The following is a 16,109-nucleotide window of genomic DNA, read 5'->3' as shown; positions in this document are numbered from 1 at the left end:
GCAGCTGTTGCAGAATCTTGACATCTGAACAGTCATTGGTCTTTCCCCGGCTGCGATGTTGCTTGAGCAACCTAAGAGGGATTCGAATCAATCAAGCGCCGTCTGTAATTCGTTTCGCAGGTCATCCAGATCCTCCACCCCCACCGACAACCGCACCAAGCCGTCGCTGATGCCAAGCCGCTTGCGGTTGGCAACCGGTACCGAGGCATGGGTCATGATGGCCGGGTGCTCGATCAGACTTTCAACGCCGCCGAGTGACTCGGCCAGCGCGAACAGTTCGCAGCGTTCGAGCATGCGGCGGGCCTTCTTCAGGCCGCCCTTCACCTCGATGGTCACGATGCCGCCGAAGCCATGCATTTGGCGCTTGGCCAGCGCGTGTTGCGGGTGACTTTTCAGGCCGGGGTAGATCACCCGCTCGACGGCCGGGTGCTTCTGCAACCAGGTGGCCAACTCCAGTGCGCTGGCGCAGTGCTGGCGCATGCGCAGGTGCAAGGTCTTCAGGCCACGCATGGCGAGGAAGGCGTCGAACGGGCCGGCCACCGCGCCCACCGAGTTCTGCAGGAAGCCCATCTGTTGAGCCAGTTCCTTGCTGTTGGCGACGACGATGCCGCCGACCATGTCGGAATGGCCGTTGATGTACTTGGTGGCCGAATGCAGCACCAGGTCGGCGCCGTATTCCAGCGGCCGCTGCACCATCGGCGAGCAGAAGGTGTTGTCCACCATCAGGATCAGGCCGTGCTTCTTCGCGAACACGGCGACCTTGGCCAGGTCGACCAGCTTCAGCATTGGGTTGGTCGGGGTTTCGGCCCAGATCATCCGCGTGTTCGGCTTCAGGGCCGCTTTCAGCGCCCCCGTGTCGTTCAGGTCGACGAAGCTGAAGTCCAATCCGGCCGAACGCCGGCGTACCCGCTCGAACAGGCGATAGGTGCCGCCGTAGAGGTCGTCCATCGCGATCACGTGGCTGCCCGAGTCGAGCAGGTCCAGCACGGTCGCCGCCGCCGCCAAGCCTGAGGCGAACGCGAAGCCGGCCACGCCGCCTTCCAGGTCAGCCACGCAGCGTTCGTAGGCCATTCGCGTCGGATTCTGCGTGCGCGAATACTCGTAGCCCTTGTGCTTGCCCGGACTCTCCTGCACGTAGGTCGAGGTGGCGTAGATCGGCGTCATGATGGCGCCGGTGCTGGGGTCGGGATGCTGGCCGGCGTGGATCGCACGCGTTCCGAGTCCGTGGTGGGTGGCAGGCGTCTTCTTGGGCATGGCAGGCATCGCAGGCAGGGCGACATCGGTGAAGACCGGCGCCGCGTGAGGGATCGCGTATTGTACCCGTGCAGCCGTGCTTTGCCTTAACGTTGACTGCTGCGTGGCCAGCCAGTCGCTACGCGAATTGCCGGCTGAAGCAGCCGGCGTGACACAATAGAGGTTTACTCACCCAAGGAATGAGTGACTCATGAAGACCATTCTGGTCACCGGCGGTGCCGGTTTCATCGGTGCGAATTTCGTGCTGCAGGCCGTGGCCGACGACCTGCACGTGGTCAACCTGGACAAGCTCACCTACGCCGGCAACCTCGACACGCTGGCCTCGCTGCAAGGTGATGCGCGTCACGTTTTCGCACACGGCGACATCGGCGACCGTACCTTGGTGGCGCGGCTGCTGAACGAGCACAAGCCCGCCGCCATCGTGAACTTCGCCGCCGAGTCGCACGTGGACCGCTCCATCGACGGCCCGGCCGAGTTCGTGCAGACCAACGTGGTCGGCACGCTGGGACTGCTGGAATGCGCGCGCGATTACTGGCGCAGCCTCGAAGGCGCCGCCCGCGAGGCCTTTCGCTTCCTGCACGTGTCGACCGACGAGGTCTACGGCTCGCTCGGGGCCGAGGGCAAGTTCACCGAGACCACGCCGTACGCACCGAATTCACCGTACTCCGCGTCGAAGGCCGCCTCCGACCACCTGGTGCGTGCGTTCCACCATACCTACGGCCTGCCGGTGCTCACCACCAACTGCTCGAACAATTACGGGCCGTACCAATTCCCGGAAAAGCTGATCCCGCTGGTGATCGCAAAGGCGCTGGCCGGCGAATCGCTGCCGGTCTACGGCGACGGCTTGAACATCCGCGATTGGCTGTTCGTGGGCGACCACTGCAGTGCGATCCGCCGTGTGCTGGAAGCCGGTCGGGTGGGCGAAACCTACAACGTGGGCGGCAATGCCGAACGCGAGAACATCACCGTGGTGAAGACGATCTGCGCCCTGCTCGACGCACGCCGGCCACTGGCCGACGGTCGTGCGCGCGAGTCCCTGATTACCTTCGTCAAGGATCGCCCCGGCCACGACCGCCGCTACGCGATCGATTCCAGCAAGCTGCAGACCGAGCTGGGCTGGAGGCCCTCGCAGACCTTCGAAAGCGGCATCGCGCAGACGGTCGACTGGTATCTCTCGCATCAGCCATGGGTACAGCGCGTACTCGACGGCAGCTACCGCATGGAGCGACTTGGCGCATGAGCACAACGCAGAAAGGCATCATTCTCGCCGGCGGTTCCGGCACCCGGCTGCACCCGATCACCCGCGCGGTGAGCAAGCAGCTGCTGCCGGTGTACGACAAGCCGATGATCTACTACCCGCTAGCCACCCTGATGCTGGCCGGCATTCGCGAAGTGCTGATCATCAACACGCCGCACGAGCAGGACATGTTCCGGCGTCTGCTCGGCGATGGCTCGCAGTGGGGCATTGACATCCAGTATGCGGTACAGCCCTCGCCCGACGGCCTGGCGCAGGCGTTCACCATCGGCCGGGACTTCATCGACGGCAAGCCGAGCTGCCTGGTGCTTGGAGACAATATCTTCTACGGCCACGGCTTCACCGATCGGCTCAAGCGCGCCGCTGCACGCGAGCGTGGCGCCACCGTATTCGGCTATTGGGTGAAGGACCCGGAGCGGTACGGCGTGGCCGAGTTCGACGCCACCGGCAAGGTCGTCGGTTTGGAGGAGAAGCCGACTGCGCCGAAGTCGCACTACGCGGTTACCGGCCTGTATTTCTACGATAAGCGCGTCTGTGATTACGCCGCGGCACTGAAACCTTCGCCGCGCGGCGAGCTGGAGATCACCGACCTCAATCGCTGCTACCTCGACGATAGTTCGCTGCATCTGGAGCAACTCGGCCGCGGCTTCGCGTGGCTGGACACCGGTACGCACGAGTCGCTGATGGAGGCGGGCAACTACATCGAGACGATCGAGAACCGGCAGGGTCTCAAAGTGTGCTGCCCGGAAGAGATCGCCTACCTCAACGGCTGGATAGACGCCGAGCAGTTGCTGGCGCTGGCCGCACCGCTGGCCAAGACCGGCTATGGACAGTACCTGCAACAGCTGACACAACAGGGCTTGGCGCGATGAAGGTCATTGAAACGGCACTACCCGGTGCGCTGGTACTCGAACCACAGGTATTCGGCGATGCCCGCGGCTTCTTCTACGAAAGCTACAACGAAGCGAAGTACCGCGCGGCCGGCGTCGACCACCGCTTCGTGCAATCCAACGTCTCGCGCTCGGCCCGCGGCGTGCTGCGCGGCCTGCACTACCAGTGGCCGAATCCGCAGGGCAAGCTGGTCAGTGTGCTCGAGGGCGAGGTCTACGACGTGGCGGTGGACATCCGCCGCGGCTCGCCCACGTTCGGACAATCGGTCGGCGTGATGCTCACCGCCGACAACCACCGCCACTTCTGGATACCGGAAGGTTTCGCGCACGGCTTCTGCGTGGTCTCCGACTTCGCCACATTCACCTATCAGTGCACCGCGCTGTACGACCCGAAGGCCGACGCCGGCATCCGCTGGAACGATGCGGCGCTGGCCATCGACTGGCCGGTCAGCGCGCCCTTGCTGTCGGACAAGGACGGCAAGACGCCGCTGCTTGCCGATGTGCCGCCGGAGCGGTTGCCAGTCTACGTGTCATGAAGATTCTGCTGCTCGGCGCCAACGGCCAGTTGGGCCGTACGTTCCTCGATCAAGGCGGTTTGGCCGCGCGCGGCGAGCTGGCCGCGGCATGCCGTGATGGCGTGTTGACGACCGGCGGCCTCGGCAAGATCGCCGACCTGTCGGACCCCGCATCGCTCCCCGCCGTGCTCGACCGCCTGCGCCCTGACGTCATCGTCAACGCCGCGGCCTATACCGCGGTGGATCGTGCCGAACAGGAAGAAGCGCTGGCCACTCGCGTCAACGGCGAGGCGGTCGGCGTGCTCGGCAGCTGGGCGGCAGCGCATGGTGCGCTGGTGATCCACTACTCCACCGACTACGTGTTCGACGGCCACCAGTCGCAACCCTACGCCGTCGACGCGCCCGCCGGCCCGCTCGGCGCCTACGGCCGCAGCAAGCTGGCGGGCGAACGGGCGTTGCAGGAAAGCGGTGCCGACCATTTCATCTTCCGCACCGCGTGGGTCTACGCGGCGCACGGGCACAATTTCCTGCGCACCATGCTGCGCCTCGGAGCCGAGCGCGACGAGCTGCGCGTGGTTGCCGACCAGCACGGCGCACCGACCGATACCGGGCTGATCGTCGACGGCACGCTCGCCGCGCTGGATCGCTGGATGACGTCGGATCACGCGGCACGTGAATCGCTCATCGGCACGCATCATCTGGTCGCCAGCGGCGCGACGACATGGCACGGTTTCGCCAGTGCAATCTTCGACGCAGCGCGAGTACGCGGGCTGCTTCCAAATCCGCCGCGCGTAGTGGCGATCGCCACCACCGACTACCCGACGCCGGCGGTGCGTCCGGCGTGGTCGTTGCTGGACAACACCGATTTTCAGCGGCGGTTTGCCTCGCCGCTGCCAGACTGGCGCGACGGCATGCTCCGGGTGATGGATCAGCTCGGCAGCAAGTTCGACGGTCCCCGGTCGCCGTAATCCGATTGCTGTCGCGCGTTGTCGCGTAGGGCGGACATTGTCCGCCGCTTTCGCGCAGGCCCGCGAAGGCCTGCCGGCGGGCAGTGTCCGCCCTACGCGGCGGGAACGTTGCGGCATAATGAGCAATCCGCACAGCTCTCCCTGCGTAGGGGCGCATCCTGTGCGCGACGCTTTTCGTGACGTGATGAAGATACATCGCGCACAGGGTGCGCTCCTACACGTAACATCCGGCCAGGAACGTCGAACTCATGTTGATCCCCCTCATCCTCAGCGGCGGCAGCGGCACCCGGTTGTGGCCGGTGTCGCGCAGGAACCTGCCCAAGCAGTTCCTCGAACTGGCCGGCAAGGGCACGTTGTTCCAGCAGACCGTCGCGCGCACCCGCGCGCTGCCGGAGGTGGCCGCGCCGATCGTGGTGGCCAGCGAGGATCACCGCTTTCTCGCCGCCGACCAGTTGCTGGAAGCAGGCATCGAAGGCGCCACGATCGTGCTGGAACCGCTGGCACGGAACACCGCGCCGGCGATCGCGCTGGGCGCGCTGCAGGCACTGCAGCACGATCCCGACGCATTGCTGCTGGTGCTGCCGGCCGATCATCTGATCGGCGACACTACCGCATTCACCGCGGCGGTGGCGCAGGCAATGCCATTGGCGAAGGACGGCTGGCTGGCCACGTTCGGCATCCGCCCGGATCGCCCGGAGACCGGCTTCGGCTACATCCGCCGTGCCGAGGCGATCGACGGGCATGGTTTCCGCGTCGGGCAGTTCGTCGAAAAGCCCAGTCTCGCAAAGGCGGAGTCCTACCTCGCCGACGGCGGCTACGACTGGAACTCGGGCATGTTCCTGTTCAGGGCGTCACGCTATCTGGAGGAGTTGGCCACACACGCGCCGGCGATGCTGGAGGCCGTGCGCGCAGCACATGCCAAGGCCACGGTCGATCTCGACTTCGTGCGCATCGATCGCGACGCGTTCGCACAGGTGCCGGACAATTCGATCGACTACGCGGTGATGGAAAAGACCGCGCGCGCCGCCGTGGTACCGGTCAGCTGCGGATGGAGCGACATCGGCTCGTGGTCGGCGCTGTGGCTCACCGGCGACAAGGACGCCGCGGGCAACCTGCGCGAGGGCGACACGCTGACCGTGGACACGCGCAACTCGCTGCTCCGCTCGCACGATCGCCACTTGCTTGCCACCGTCGGTGTCGACGACCTGATCGTGGTGACCACGCCGGACGCCACCCTGGTGGCGCACCGTGACGCGGCGCAGGACGTGAAGAAGATCGTCGAACAGCTCAAGGCCGCCGGCCGCAGCGAGCATTCGCTGCATCGCGTGGTGCATCGCCCGTGGGGCAATTACGACTCGCTGGAGGCTGGCGAGCGCTTCCAGGTCAAGCGCATCCAGGTCAAGCCCGGCGCCTCGCTGAGCCTGCAAAAGCACCACCATCGCGCCGAACACTGGATCGTGGTCTCCGGCACTGCCGAGGTCACCTGCGACGACAAGGTGTTCCTGCTCGGCGAAAACCAGAGCACCTACATTCCGCTGGGCAGCAAGCACCGTCTGCGCAATCCGGGCAAGGTGACGCTGGAACTGATCGAGGTGCAATCCGGCAGTTATCTCGGCGAAGACGACATCGTGCGCTACGACGATGTCTACGGCCGGGCGTGAGGGCACCCAGGACCCTGCAGGAGCGCACCTTGTGCGCGATGCTCCTCGTCACGTGCGCAAAGGCAACGCGCACAAAGTGCGCCCCTATGTCTCTGCGACGTGGAAGTGCCGCTTGAACGGGACGCCGGCGGCAACAGGTTCTTCCAGTTCGCGCGCGTAGCGGTGGCCGGCGTAGACCGCATGGGCGATCAGGCCGGGGGCCTCGGCGTCGCCGATGCAGCGCAGCGAGTGCAGCCCGGTGGCGGGCCATTCCGCTTCGCGTTCCAGCAGTTGCTGGTACAGCGCATCGTCCGGCATGCGGGCGGTCACGGTGACGATGGCGTCGCAGGCCAGGTCGCAGTGCCGGTGGTCCCACACGTTTTCGACGCTGAGCGTGCAGCCGGCGTAGCCGACGATGTCGTGCGACACGATCGCCTCGATGCCGAGTTTGGCCATCCGTTTGCGGATATGCCGGTAGTCCAGCGTGTGCTGGCTCCACGGCGCGACGCTGTCTTCCGGCGTCAGATACGTCACCTCGCAACCGCGCAGGCGCAAGGTTTCGGCGGCGATGCCCGCGTAATAGAAACCGTCGTCGTCGAACACCACCACGCGGCCCTCGGGCAGACGGCCGTCCATCAGGTCGTCGGGCGTGAACACGCGCGGGTTGTCGGGGAAGCCGTCGATGACCGCGCCGTGGCTGCGGCCGTAGCCGTCGCGGCGCCAGTGGCAGCCGGTGGCCAGCACCACGTGGTCGGCGCCGAAGTCGAGCACGTCTTGCGCCGTGAGTGCGGAATCGAGATAGACGGCCACATTCGCCAGCTTGCGGATCTGGCCGACGCGCCAGTCGCGCACGCGCGCCCATTCGGCCAGGCCCGGCATGCGCGATTCGCGGGTGACGCGGCCGCCGAGTTCCTTGCGCGCCTCGGCCAGGCTCACCTCGTAGCCGCGCTGGCCCAGCGCACGCGCCGCTTCCAGCCCGGCAGGGCCGGCGCCGACCACCAGCACGCGCGCCGCCGAGCGTTTCGGCGCGATGCGTTCCGGGTGCCAGTCCTTGCGCCACTCCTCGCCCATGGTCGGATTCTGCGTGCAGCGGATCGGCGAGATGGTCATGTCGCCGGAGACGCAGATGTTGCAGCCGATGCATTCGCGGATATCGTCGACGCGACCTTCCTCGATCTTGCGCGGCAGGAACGGGTCGGCGATCGACGGGCGCGCGCAGCCGATCAGGTCCAGCACGCCGCGCTTGAGTTGCGACACCATGGTGTCGGGGGAAGTGAAGCGGCCCACGCCCACCACCGGCTTGCTGGTGGTTTGCTTCACGAAGTCGATGAACGGCTCCTGCGCGCCCTCCGCGGCAAAGCGCGAGGGCACCGAGTCGTTGTACCAGGCGGCAAGGTTCACGTCCCACAGGTCGGGCAGCTCGGCCAGCATGGCGACGATCTCCTTCGCCTCGGCCAGTTCGACGCCGCCCGGCCCCAGCAGTTCCTCGGTGGCGAAGCGCAGCGCCACGGCGCAGGTGTCGCCGACCGCTTCCTTCGTATCCACCAGCACTTCGCGCAGCAGCCGTACGCGGTTCTCCAGCGAGCCACCGTATGCGTCGCTGCGCTGGTTGCGCCGGCGCTGCAGGAAGTGCATCGCCAGCGACAGGTCGTGCGCGGCGTAGACGTAGATGATGTCCATGCCCGCGCGCTTGCCGCGGATCGCCGCCTCGCGATGCCAGCGACGGTACTCGCGGATGTCGTGTTGCGTCATCGCCCGCGCCTGGTGCGGGTAGCCGTACTTGGTCGGCTGGTGCGACGGCGCGATCAGCACCTCGCGCGAATAGAGGTTGGAGGCGGTGGGTCCGTTGTGGGTGAGTTCCAGCGCGGCCAGCGCGCCGTGCGCATGCACCTTGTCGCACATCAGCGCCAGCGCGGGGATGTCGCGGTCGTCCCACAGCCGCGCCTCGACGTACGGGGTGAGATCGCCGCTGGGGTGGATCTCGCACTCCTCGGTGGAGACCACCGCCCAGCCGCCCTCGGCCTTCACCTCGCGCATCGCCGCATGCGCCAGCGGCATCGCGTGGCCCATGCCGTTGCAATGCGGCACCTGGAAGAAGCGGTTCTTCGCGGTCACCGGACCGATCTTGAGCGGGGTGAACAGGAGGTCGTAACGCGGGTCGCGCATGGGTTCAGGCCTTGGTCGCCGCGGTCGCGCCACGACGTCGCATGAAGAAATACAGGGGCAACCCGGCCGCGATCAGGCCGAGGGCGTAGACGAACGGCGCCCCGCCGATGCCGATGAAGGCATAGACCACGTACAGCGTGGCGATCACGGCGACCAGCAGCACGCCACGCCCGCGGCACGGCGCGGCACCACGCCGCCACAACACCGCGAGCGCCAGCGCGCAGGCCAGGTACAGCGGCAGGTTCGCTGCGGTCACCAGCAGCGTGATGAAGGTGAACGCGGCCACCAGCGAACTGCTGTAGCTCATCCACACCATCACGGAGGCAAGCACGCCGGTGACCACCAGCGCGGTCGTCGGCGCACCGTGCCGGTTGCCGCGCATGAGCAGCGACGGCAGCACGCCGTTGGCAGCCATGGTGCGGGTCAGCTGGCCGGCCAGCAGGGTCCATCCGTTCAGCGCACCGAGCCCGCTGACCACCACGAACAGTGCCAGCCAGCGGCCGGAGCCGGCCGCGCCGAACTGTTCCATCAACAACGCGAACGGCGCGCCGGCGCTGGCCAGCACGTCCTGCCGGATCAGCAGCAGCGGCACCGCGCAGACCACCAGGTAGATTGCCGCGACCACCACCGCGCCGGCCATCGTCGCGCGCGGAATCGTGCGACCGGGGTCGTCGACGCGCTCGGCCGGAATGCTGGCCGATTCGATGCCGAGCATCGCGAACAGCGCGATGGTGGAGGCCGCCATCACGCCGCCGAAGCTTACCGGCGTGGTCGGCGGATGCGCCACGTAGCTGCCCGGCGAGCTGAGCAGCACCCAGCCGCCGAGCGCGGCGATCGCCAGCATCGGCAGCAATTTCAGCGCCGTGGTGACGATCTGCACCACGCCGCCGGTGCGCACGCCGAGCAGGTTGACCAGCACGAACAGCCACACCAGCGCCAGTGCGAACGCCATCGACGGCACCTCCGCGAGGCCGGGCACCACCACGGTGAGGTAGCCGACCACGCCGGTGGCCAGCGCGGCATTGGTCAGCCACAGCGAAACCCAGTAGGCCCACATCGCCATGTAGGCTGGCAGGTCCCCGAGCGTCTCGCGCACGTAGCCGTAGGGACCGTCCGCGCCCGGCAGCGCCGCGGAAAGGTGCGCGAACACCCGCGCCAGGGTGAGACAACCGAGCAGGGTGATGCCCCAGCCGATCAGCGCGTTGAACCCGTACGGCGCCAGCGAGGACGGCAGCAGGAAGATGCCCATGCCGATCACGTTGCCGACCACCAGCGCGGTGCAGGTCCAGAAGCCGATCCGCTGGCGATCGTGCATGGCGGCTAGCTGCTCCATCCCGCCACCGCCACGGCCGGCGCGCTCATGCCGACTCGCCGGCCGGTCCCGCGTATGCCGCGCGCAACAGGTTCTGGAAATGCCACACGCCGCTCTCGCGCTTCGGGTTGAGCCGGCCCGGACGGTAGGCGCCGGAAGCCAGCCCGCGCTGCACCGCTTCGCAGATGCCGATGTCCTCGTTCTGCACCTCGTCGCTGAAGCTGCGGTCGGCCTCCATGCGCGCCTGCGCCGCGGCGTCCTGCGCGTAGTAGTAGTCGAACACGATGCGGCAGCGATCCGGACCCAGCGGCAGGATGCGGTTGGTCTGCAGCCGGCCGGGCATGATGTTGAGCATCACGTTGGGGTAGACGAAGTAATAGAACGCCTCGCCGTCGCCGTAGATGTCGGTGCTGTTGCGCAATGGCGAGGACTGCAGCGAGTGCCACGCGAACAGCTCGGTGTCGTAGGCGCGATAGTCCAGCACCTTCGACAGGCCCGGATGCACGTGCGGCAGGTGGTAACCCTCGAGGAAGTTGTCGACATAGACCTTCCAGTTGCAGTCGATGTCGTAGGTGTCGCGGCGCAGGTAGCGCATCGCCGCCAGGTCGATCGGCGCGATGCGCTCGGCGATGCCGCCGTAGACCTGCTCGAACGGCGGCACCTCCTCGTCCAGCGCGACGAACACCAGCCCCTGCCACTCGTGCACGCGGTACGGCGGCAGGCGGATGTCCTCCACGCGGAAATCGGCGGCGCCCTGCATTTCCGGCGCGCTGCGCAGCTGGCCGTCGAGGGTGTAGGTCCAGCCGTGGTACTTGCAGTGCAGCGCCCGCGCGCCCTTGCCGTCGCACAGCGCCAGCGGACCGGCGCGGTGGCGGCAGACATTGGGGAAGGCACGCAGCACGCCGTCCTCGCCGCGCACCAGCAGCAACGGCACGCCGGCGACCTGTTCGACCGCGTGGTCACCGGGCCCGGCCAGCTGCCCCTGCTGCGCGACCAGTTGCCAGCTGCGCGCGAACACCGCGCGCAGCTCCATCGCCAGCATCGCCTCCCCCGCGTAGTAGCGCGCGGGCAAGGCGTGCGCGCGGTCGAGCGGTTCAGCGACGGTGTCGGTGTGCATGGATTGCTGTCCCCGGTTGGATGGCCGCAAACAACCCGGCCGGCGCCGCCCGCCCGTCCCGGCAGGGGCGCCCCGCTGAGCCTAGCGCTTGTGCCGAACCGGCGGCAACCGCACTGACGCCCGGCCGGCCGGTACGATCCGGCACCCCTATCTACCGGCCGGATTCGGTTGTAGATTGCGGTGAAACCTGCGAGAAGCCGCTGCCGTCCATGCCAGGCGCCGTACTGCTGTCGCCACTTCGCCCCATCGCACCGCGTGGGCCGTTTTCGTCGCCGCGACGAGGCGACGCATGATCGCGGCGTCGGCCAGCGGCACGCTGGAACAGGCGCTGGCGCACGCGGAGCGGCTGCTGCAACGCGACCCCGCGCTGGCAGTGGAGCAGTTGGAGGAGATCCTGCAAGTGGCCGGCGCGCATCCGTTGGCGCTGCAACTGCTGGCAGCCGCGCACTTGCGCCAGGGCGATGCCCAGGCCGCGCTCGACATCCTGCTTCCGCTGGCGCCGTCGCAACCGACATGGGCGGCGCTGCAGCTCGACCTGGGCGTGGTGCTGGGCCGGCTCGGCCGCGGCGAGGAGGCGATCGCCGCGCTGCGCCGCGCGGTCGCCCTGAAACCCGACCTGCCGCAAGCCTGGCGCGAACTCGGCGACCACCTGATGGCAGCCGGCGAGCAGGACGCGGCCGACGCCGCCTACGCCCGGCACGTGCTGCATTCCACCCACGACCCGCGCCTGATGGGCGCCGCCGTGGCGCTCGCCGAAGGCCGCATCCCGCAGGCCGAGGCGCTGCTGCGCGAGCATCTCAAACAGGCGCCCACCGACGTCGCGGCGATCCGCATGTTCGCCGAAGTCGCCGCCCGCGTGGGCCGCAACGAGGATGCGCTGAACCTGCTCGCACGCTGCCTCGAACTGGCCCCCGGTTTCGACGCCGCACGTCAGCACTACGCCATGGTCCTGCATCGCAGCAACCAGCCCGAGCAGGCACTGGCGCAGATCGAACACCTGCTGGCGAACGACCCGCAGCACCCGGCCTACCGCAACCTCAAGGCGGTGGTGTTGTGCCGCATCGGCGATTACGAGCCGGCCATCGCGATCTACGCCGACCTGGTGCAGCGCTACCCCGACAACCCGCGCCTGTGGATGAGCTACGGCCACGCGCTGAAGACCGCCGGCTTCGGCGACCGCGCGATCGCCGCCTACCGGCACAGCGTGGAACGCCTGCCCTCCTTCGGCGAAGTCTGGTGGAGCCTGGCCAACCTCAAGACCTTCCGCTTCAGCGCGGCCGACCTCGCCACCATGAGCGACCAGCTGGCGCGCAGCGACCTGTCGGACGAGGACCGCCTGCACCTGGAGTTCGCCATGGGCAAGGCGCGCGAGGACGCCGACGCCTGCGCGGAGTCGTTCGCCCACTACGCCCGCGGCAACGCGATCCGCCGCGCGCAACTGCACTACAGCGCGGACGAGACCAGCGCACGGGTGACCCGCGCCTGCGCGCACTACACCGGCGAGTTCTTTGCCACGCGCGCGGGCATGGGTTGCCCGGCGCGCGATCCGATCTTCGTGGTCGGGCTGCCGCGCGCCGGCTCCACCCTGATCGAGCAGATCCTGTCCAGCCACAGCCAGGTCGAAGGCACGATGGAGCTGCCCGAAGTCGCCTCGATCTCCCGCAGCCTGCGCCGGCAGAGCGAGGTCGACAGCGCGACGCCCTACCACGATGCGCTGGCCGCGCTCGACGCCGACGCGCTGCGCGCGCTCGGCGAGCACTACCTCGCGCACACCCGCATCCAGCGCAAGACCGCGGCACCGCTGTTCATCGACAAGATGCCGAACAACTTCATGCACGTCGGCCTGATCCACCTCATGCTGCCGAATGCAAAGATCATCGACGCGCGCCGGCATCCGCTGGCGTGCTGCTTCTCGGCGTTCAAGCAGCACTTCGCGCGCGGGCAGAGTTTCAGCTACGACCTCGAGGATGTCGGGCGCTACTACCGCGACTATGTCCGCCTGATGGCGCACTTCGACACGGTGCTGCCCGGGCGCATCCACCGCGTGTTCTACGAGCGCATGGTGGCGGACACCGAGGGCGAGGTTCGCCGCCTGCTCGATTATTGCGGCCTGCCGTTCGAGGACGCGTGCCTGCGCTTCTTCGAGAACCCGCGGCCGGTGCACACCGCCAGTTCGGAGCAGGTGCGCCGACCGATCTATCGCGAAGGCGTGGACCACTGGCGCCGGTTTGCGCCGTGGCTGGGGCCGCTGGAACGCGCTCTCGGGCCGGTGCTGCACAGCTATCCCGAGGTGCCAGGGTTCATCTGAAAGGTTGGGGGTTTGGTTGGTTTGCCGTTCACCGGACAAGGGGAGATCGCATGCACACAAGCAGGTCCAGACAGGTCATGAACGCCCGGCGGGCAACGTTGATCCGGTTGCCGCTGGCAGCCGCCATCTGCCTCGCCATGGCGGCACCCGCCGTGGCGCAGGACACCGGGCAGTCCACGCCGCCCGACACCACGTCATCGGCAAAACAGAAAACCACCACGCTCGGCGTGGTCACGGTGACCGCGCAGAAGCGCACAGAGAACCTGCAGAAGGTGCCGATCAGCATGGACGTGCTGGCCACCGACCAGCTCGAAGCGCTGCACGTGAAGAGCTTCGACGACTACGTGAAGTACTTGCCCAGCGTGACGTTCCAGCAGGGCGGCGGCGGCATCGCCACCGGCCCCGGCTTCGTCTCGATCTACATGCGCGGCGTGACCAGCGGCGGCAATACCAACCACTCCGGCTCGCAGCCGAGCGTGGGCGTGTACCTCGACGACCAGCCGGTGACGACGATCCAGGGTCCGCTCGACATCCACATGTACGACATCGCCCGCATCGAGGTGCTGGCCGGCCCGCAGGGCACGCTGTACGGCGCCAGCGCCGAGGCCGGCGCCTTGCGCATCATCACCAACAAGCCCGACCCCAGCGGTTACGCGGCCGGCTACAGCCTGGGCGTGGACACGCTCGCGCACGGCGGCATCGGCTACACGGCCGAGGGCATGCTCAACCTGCCGATCAACTCGAAGGCTGCGATCCGCCTGGTCGGCTGGCGCGAGCACGACGCCGGCTACATCGACAACAAGGCCGGCTCGCGCACCTTCCCCACCTCGGGCATCACCATCAGCAACGCGCCCGACTGCACGGCGAGCGGAACCTCGCCCTCGTCGGCGTTCCAGTGCGTCGGCCATGCCAAGGACAATTACAACGACGCCAACATCACCGGCGCGCGCGCCGCGCTGAAGGTCGACCTCGACGACAACTGGTCGATCACGCCGATGCTGATGGGGCAGCAGACCATCTCGCACGGCAACTTCGCCAGCGACCCGGCGGTGGGCGACCTGGCGGTCACGCACTTCTACCCCGAGCGCGTCAACGACCGCTGGTGGCAGGGTGCGCTGACCGTGCAGGGCAAGATCGGCAACTTCGACCTGACCTATGCCTACGCGCACCTCAAGCGCAACCAGGAGGAACAGACCGACTACAGCGACTACGGCTTCTGGTACGACGCGCTGTACGGCTCCGGCGCGTCCTTCTATGACAACAACGGCGCGCTGGTCAATCCTTCGCAGCACATCAGCGACCGCGACGGCTACACCAACAGCAGCCACGAGCTGCGCCTGGTCTCGCCGGCGGACGATCGCCTGCGCCTGGTCGCCGGCGCCTTCTGGCAGAAGCAGAAGCACGACATCCTGCAGAACTACCAGGTCGACGGCCTGGCCGACGCGATCTCCGTCACCGGCTGGAACGACACCATCTGGCTGACCCGGCAGATGCGTTACGACCGCGACGAGGCGCTGTTCGGCGAACTGTCGTGGGATTTCATCCCCGACGTGCTCACCGGCACCGTCGGCGAACGCTACTACCGCACCAGCAACCAGCTGTACGGCTACTTCGGCTACGGCGCGGGCTTCTCCTCCAGCCAGGGCGAGGCCGCCTGCGTGTCGCCCGAGCCGTTCATGGGCGCGCCGTGCCTGGACTTCGACAAGCGGGTGAAGGAGAGCGGCAACCTCACCAAGTTCAACCTGACCTGGAACATCAGCGACACCAAGATGATCTACGCCACCCGCTCGGAAGGCTTCCGCCCCGGCGGCGTCAACCGGCGCGGCACCCTGCTGCCGTACCATGCCGATTTCCTGATCAACCAGGAGCTGGGCTGGAAGACCTCGTGGCTGGACAACCGGGTGTCCTTCAACGGTGCGGTGTTCCGCGAAACCTGGAACGATTTCCAGTTCCCGATCCTGGGCGCGAACGGCCTCACCGAAATCAAGAACGCCAACTCCGCGCGCATCGAAGGCCTCGAGTCGCAACTGAACTGGCAGGCCACCTACAACCTGCAGCTGACCGCCGGCTGGGCGCTGTACCGCGCGCGACTCACCGCCAACTACTGCGGCTTCACCGACGCCAGCGGACGCCCGATCACCGACTGCCCGCCCGGCTCGCTCAACCCGCAGGACGGCAGCGTGGTGTCCGGGCCACTGGCGCCCAAGGGCACCCAGCTGCCGATCACGCCGAAGTTCAAGGGCAACCTGATCGCGCACTACAGCTTCACCCTCGGTGACAGCGATGCGTTCGTGCAGGCGGCGCTGGTCCACGTCGGCAAGCGCACGACCGACCTTCGCCTGAGCGAACGCGCGCTGCTCGGCGACCTGCCCGCGTACAACACGCTGGACCTGTCCGCCGGCGTGCAGAAAGGCAGCTGGTCGGCCGACGTCTACATCAACAACGCCTTCGACAAGCGCGCCGCGCAATACAAGTACACCGAGTGCGGCGTCGACGTCTGCGGCGCGCACGGCGTGGTGGCGCAGTACCCGAACGGCCAAGTCTACACCGGCTACAGCCTGCCGCGCACCATCGGCATCCGCTTCAAGCAGGACTTCTAGCCGTCCGCGACACGCCGCTGCCTGCTCATGCGGGCAGCGGCCATGCCGTCGCGCGTGATGTGACGCAGAATCGAATCAGGCGCT

At 67.5% G+C, this 16,109-nt stretch carries 11 protein-coding genes; 7 read left to right on the top strand and 4 right to left on the bottom strand.

Features of this window, described 5'->3' with window-relative positions:
- Positions 1 to 87: 87 nt before the first annotated feature.
- On the bottom strand, positions 88 to 1,254 hold the full coding sequence (locus ACVCMI_RS05260) for a trans-sulfuration enzyme family protein (protein ID WP_447097171.1): 1,167 nt from the start codon (positions 1,252 to 1,254) through the stop codon (positions 88 to 90).
- A 190-nt stretch (positions 1,255 to 1,444) separates the two neighbouring features.
- Here ACVCMI_RS05260 and rfbB point away from each other — a divergent pair, with 190 nt between their 5' ends.
- The 5 genes from rfbB (at position 1,445) to ACVCMI_RS05235 (ending at position 6,543) form a co-directional block, all read left to right on the top strand.
- A complete protein-coding gene (gene rfbB / locus ACVCMI_RS05255) occupies positions 1,445 to 2,494 on the top strand; it encodes a dTDP-glucose 4,6-dehydratase (protein ID WP_447097172.1) in 1,050 nt (349 codons plus the stop codon).
- Positions 2,491 to 3,381: a glucose-1-phosphate thymidylyltransferase RfbA gene (gene rfbA / locus ACVCMI_RS05250; protein ID WP_447097173.1), complete on the top strand. Its 891-nt coding sequence runs from the start codon at positions 2,491 to 2,493 to the stop codon at positions 3,379 to 3,381. The genes rfbB and rfbA overlap by 4 nt, the downstream gene beginning before the upstream one ends.
- Positions 3,378 to 3,935 carry a dTDP-4-dehydrorhamnose 3,5-epimerase gene (rfbC, locus tag ACVCMI_RS05245; protein ID WP_447097174.1) on the top strand — a complete coding sequence of 186 codons (558 nt, stop codon included), beginning with the start codon at positions 3,378 to 3,380 and terminating at the stop codon, positions 3,933 to 3,935. Before rfbA ends, rfbC begins: the two co-directional genes overlap by 4 nt.
- Positions 3,932 to 4,882 (top strand): dTDP-4-dehydrorhamnose reductase, encoded by a 951-nt coding sequence (gene rfbD, locus ACVCMI_RS05240; RefSeq protein ID WP_447097175.1) that lies wholly within the window; start codon positions 3,932 to 3,934, stop codon positions 4,880 to 4,882. Before rfbC ends, rfbD begins: the two co-directional genes overlap by 4 nt.
- Positions 4,883 to 5,130: 248 nt before the next feature.
- A complete protein-coding gene (locus ACVCMI_RS05235; RefSeq protein ID WP_447097176.1) occupies positions 5,131 to 6,543 on the top strand; it encodes a mannose-1-phosphate guanylyltransferase/mannose-6-phosphate isomerase in 1,413 nt (470 codons plus the stop codon).
- Between the two features lie 84 nt (positions 6,544 to 6,627).
- Here the strand turns inward: ACVCMI_RS05235 and ACVCMI_RS05230 are convergent, their stop codons facing one another.
- The 3 genes from ACVCMI_RS05230 to ACVCMI_RS05220 are packed head-to-tail and all read right to left on the bottom strand — an operon-like array spanning position 6,628 to position 11,117.
- Positions 6,628 to 8,688, bottom strand: a complete 2,061-nt coding sequence (locus ACVCMI_RS05230; protein ID WP_447097177.1) for an oxidoreductase — start codon at positions 8,686 to 8,688, stop codon at positions 6,628 to 6,630.
- Between the two features lie 4 nt (positions 8,689 to 8,692).
- The gene (locus ACVCMI_RS05225) at positions 8,693 to 10,021 is read right to left on the bottom strand and encodes an APC family permease (protein ID WP_447097178.1); all 1,329 of its coding nucleotides are present in this window, start codon (positions 10,019 to 10,021) and stop codon (positions 8,693 to 8,695) included.
- A 25-nt stretch (positions 10,022 to 10,046) separates the two neighbouring features.
- Entirely contained in the window at positions 10,047 to 11,117 is a 1,071-nt protein-coding gene (locus ACVCMI_RS05220; protein WP_447097179.1) for an aromatic ring-hydroxylating oxygenase subunit alpha, read from the bottom strand.
- 289 nt (positions 11,118 to 11,406) lie between these two features.
- Here ACVCMI_RS05220 and ACVCMI_RS05215 point away from each other — a divergent pair, with 289 nt between their 5' ends.
- Positions 11,407 to 13,425: a tetratricopeptide repeat-containing sulfotransferase family protein gene (locus ACVCMI_RS05215; RefSeq protein ID WP_447097180.1), complete on the top strand. Its 2,019-nt coding sequence runs from the start codon at positions 11,407 to 11,409 to the stop codon at positions 13,423 to 13,425.
- 50 nt (positions 13,426 to 13,475) lie between these two features.
- Complete coding sequence (locus ACVCMI_RS05210; protein WP_447097181.1) at positions 13,476 to 16,025, top strand: TonB-dependent receptor; 2,550 nt, start codon at positions 13,476 to 13,478, stop codon at positions 16,023 to 16,025.
- The last annotated feature ends 84 nt before the right edge of the window (positions 16,026 to 16,109 follow it).

It is taken from the genome of Rhodanobacter sp. UC4448_H15, assembly GCF_052978265.1.
The sequence above is the reverse complement of the archived record's forward strand: the minus strand, read 5'-3'. Positions and strand labels throughout refer to the sequence as shown.

What these genes read in the sequence shown, in the direction of transcription:
- ACVCMI_RS05260 (WP_447097171.1), bottom strand. Translation starts at nt 1,254, where the DNA reads ATGCCCAAGAAGACGCCTGCCACCCACCACGGACTCGGAACGCGTGCG.
- rfbB (WP_447097172.1), top strand. Translation starts at nt 1,445, where the DNA reads ATGAAGACCATTCTGGTCACCGGCGGTGCCGGTTTCATCGGTGCGAAT.
- rfbA (WP_447097173.1), top strand. Translation starts at nt 2,491, where the DNA reads ATGAGCACAACGCAGAAAGGCATCATTCTCGCCGGCGGTTCCGGCACC.
- rfbC (WP_447097174.1), top strand. Translation starts at nt 3,378, where the DNA reads ATGAAGGTCATTGAAACGGCACTACCCGGTGCGCTGGTACTCGAACCA.
- rfbD (WP_447097175.1), top strand. Translation starts at nt 3,932, where the DNA reads ATGAAGATTCTGCTGCTCGGCGCCAACGGCCAGTTGGGCCGTACGTTC.
- ACVCMI_RS05235 (WP_447097176.1), top strand. Translation starts at nt 5,131, where the DNA reads ATGTTGATCCCCCTCATCCTCAGCGGCGGCAGCGGCACCCGGTTGTGG.
- ACVCMI_RS05230 (WP_447097177.1), bottom strand. Translation starts at nt 8,688, where the DNA reads ATGCGCGACCCGCGTTACGACCTCCTGTTCACCCCGCTCAAGATCGGT.
- ACVCMI_RS05225 (WP_447097178.1), bottom strand. Translation starts at nt 10,021, where the DNA reads ATGGAGCAGCTAGCCGCCATGCACGATCGCCAGCGGATCGGCTTCTGG.
- ACVCMI_RS05220 (WP_447097179.1), bottom strand. Translation starts at nt 11,117, where the DNA reads ATGCACACCGACACCGTCGCTGAACCGCTCGACCGCGCGCACGCCTTG.
- ACVCMI_RS05215 (WP_447097180.1), top strand. Translation starts at nt 11,407, where the DNA reads ATGATCGCGGCGTCGGCCAGCGGCACGCTGGAACAGGCGCTGGCGCAC.
- ACVCMI_RS05210 (WP_447097181.1), top strand. Translation starts at nt 13,476, where the DNA reads ATGCACACAAGCAGGTCCAGACAGGTCATGAACGCCCGGCGGGCAACG.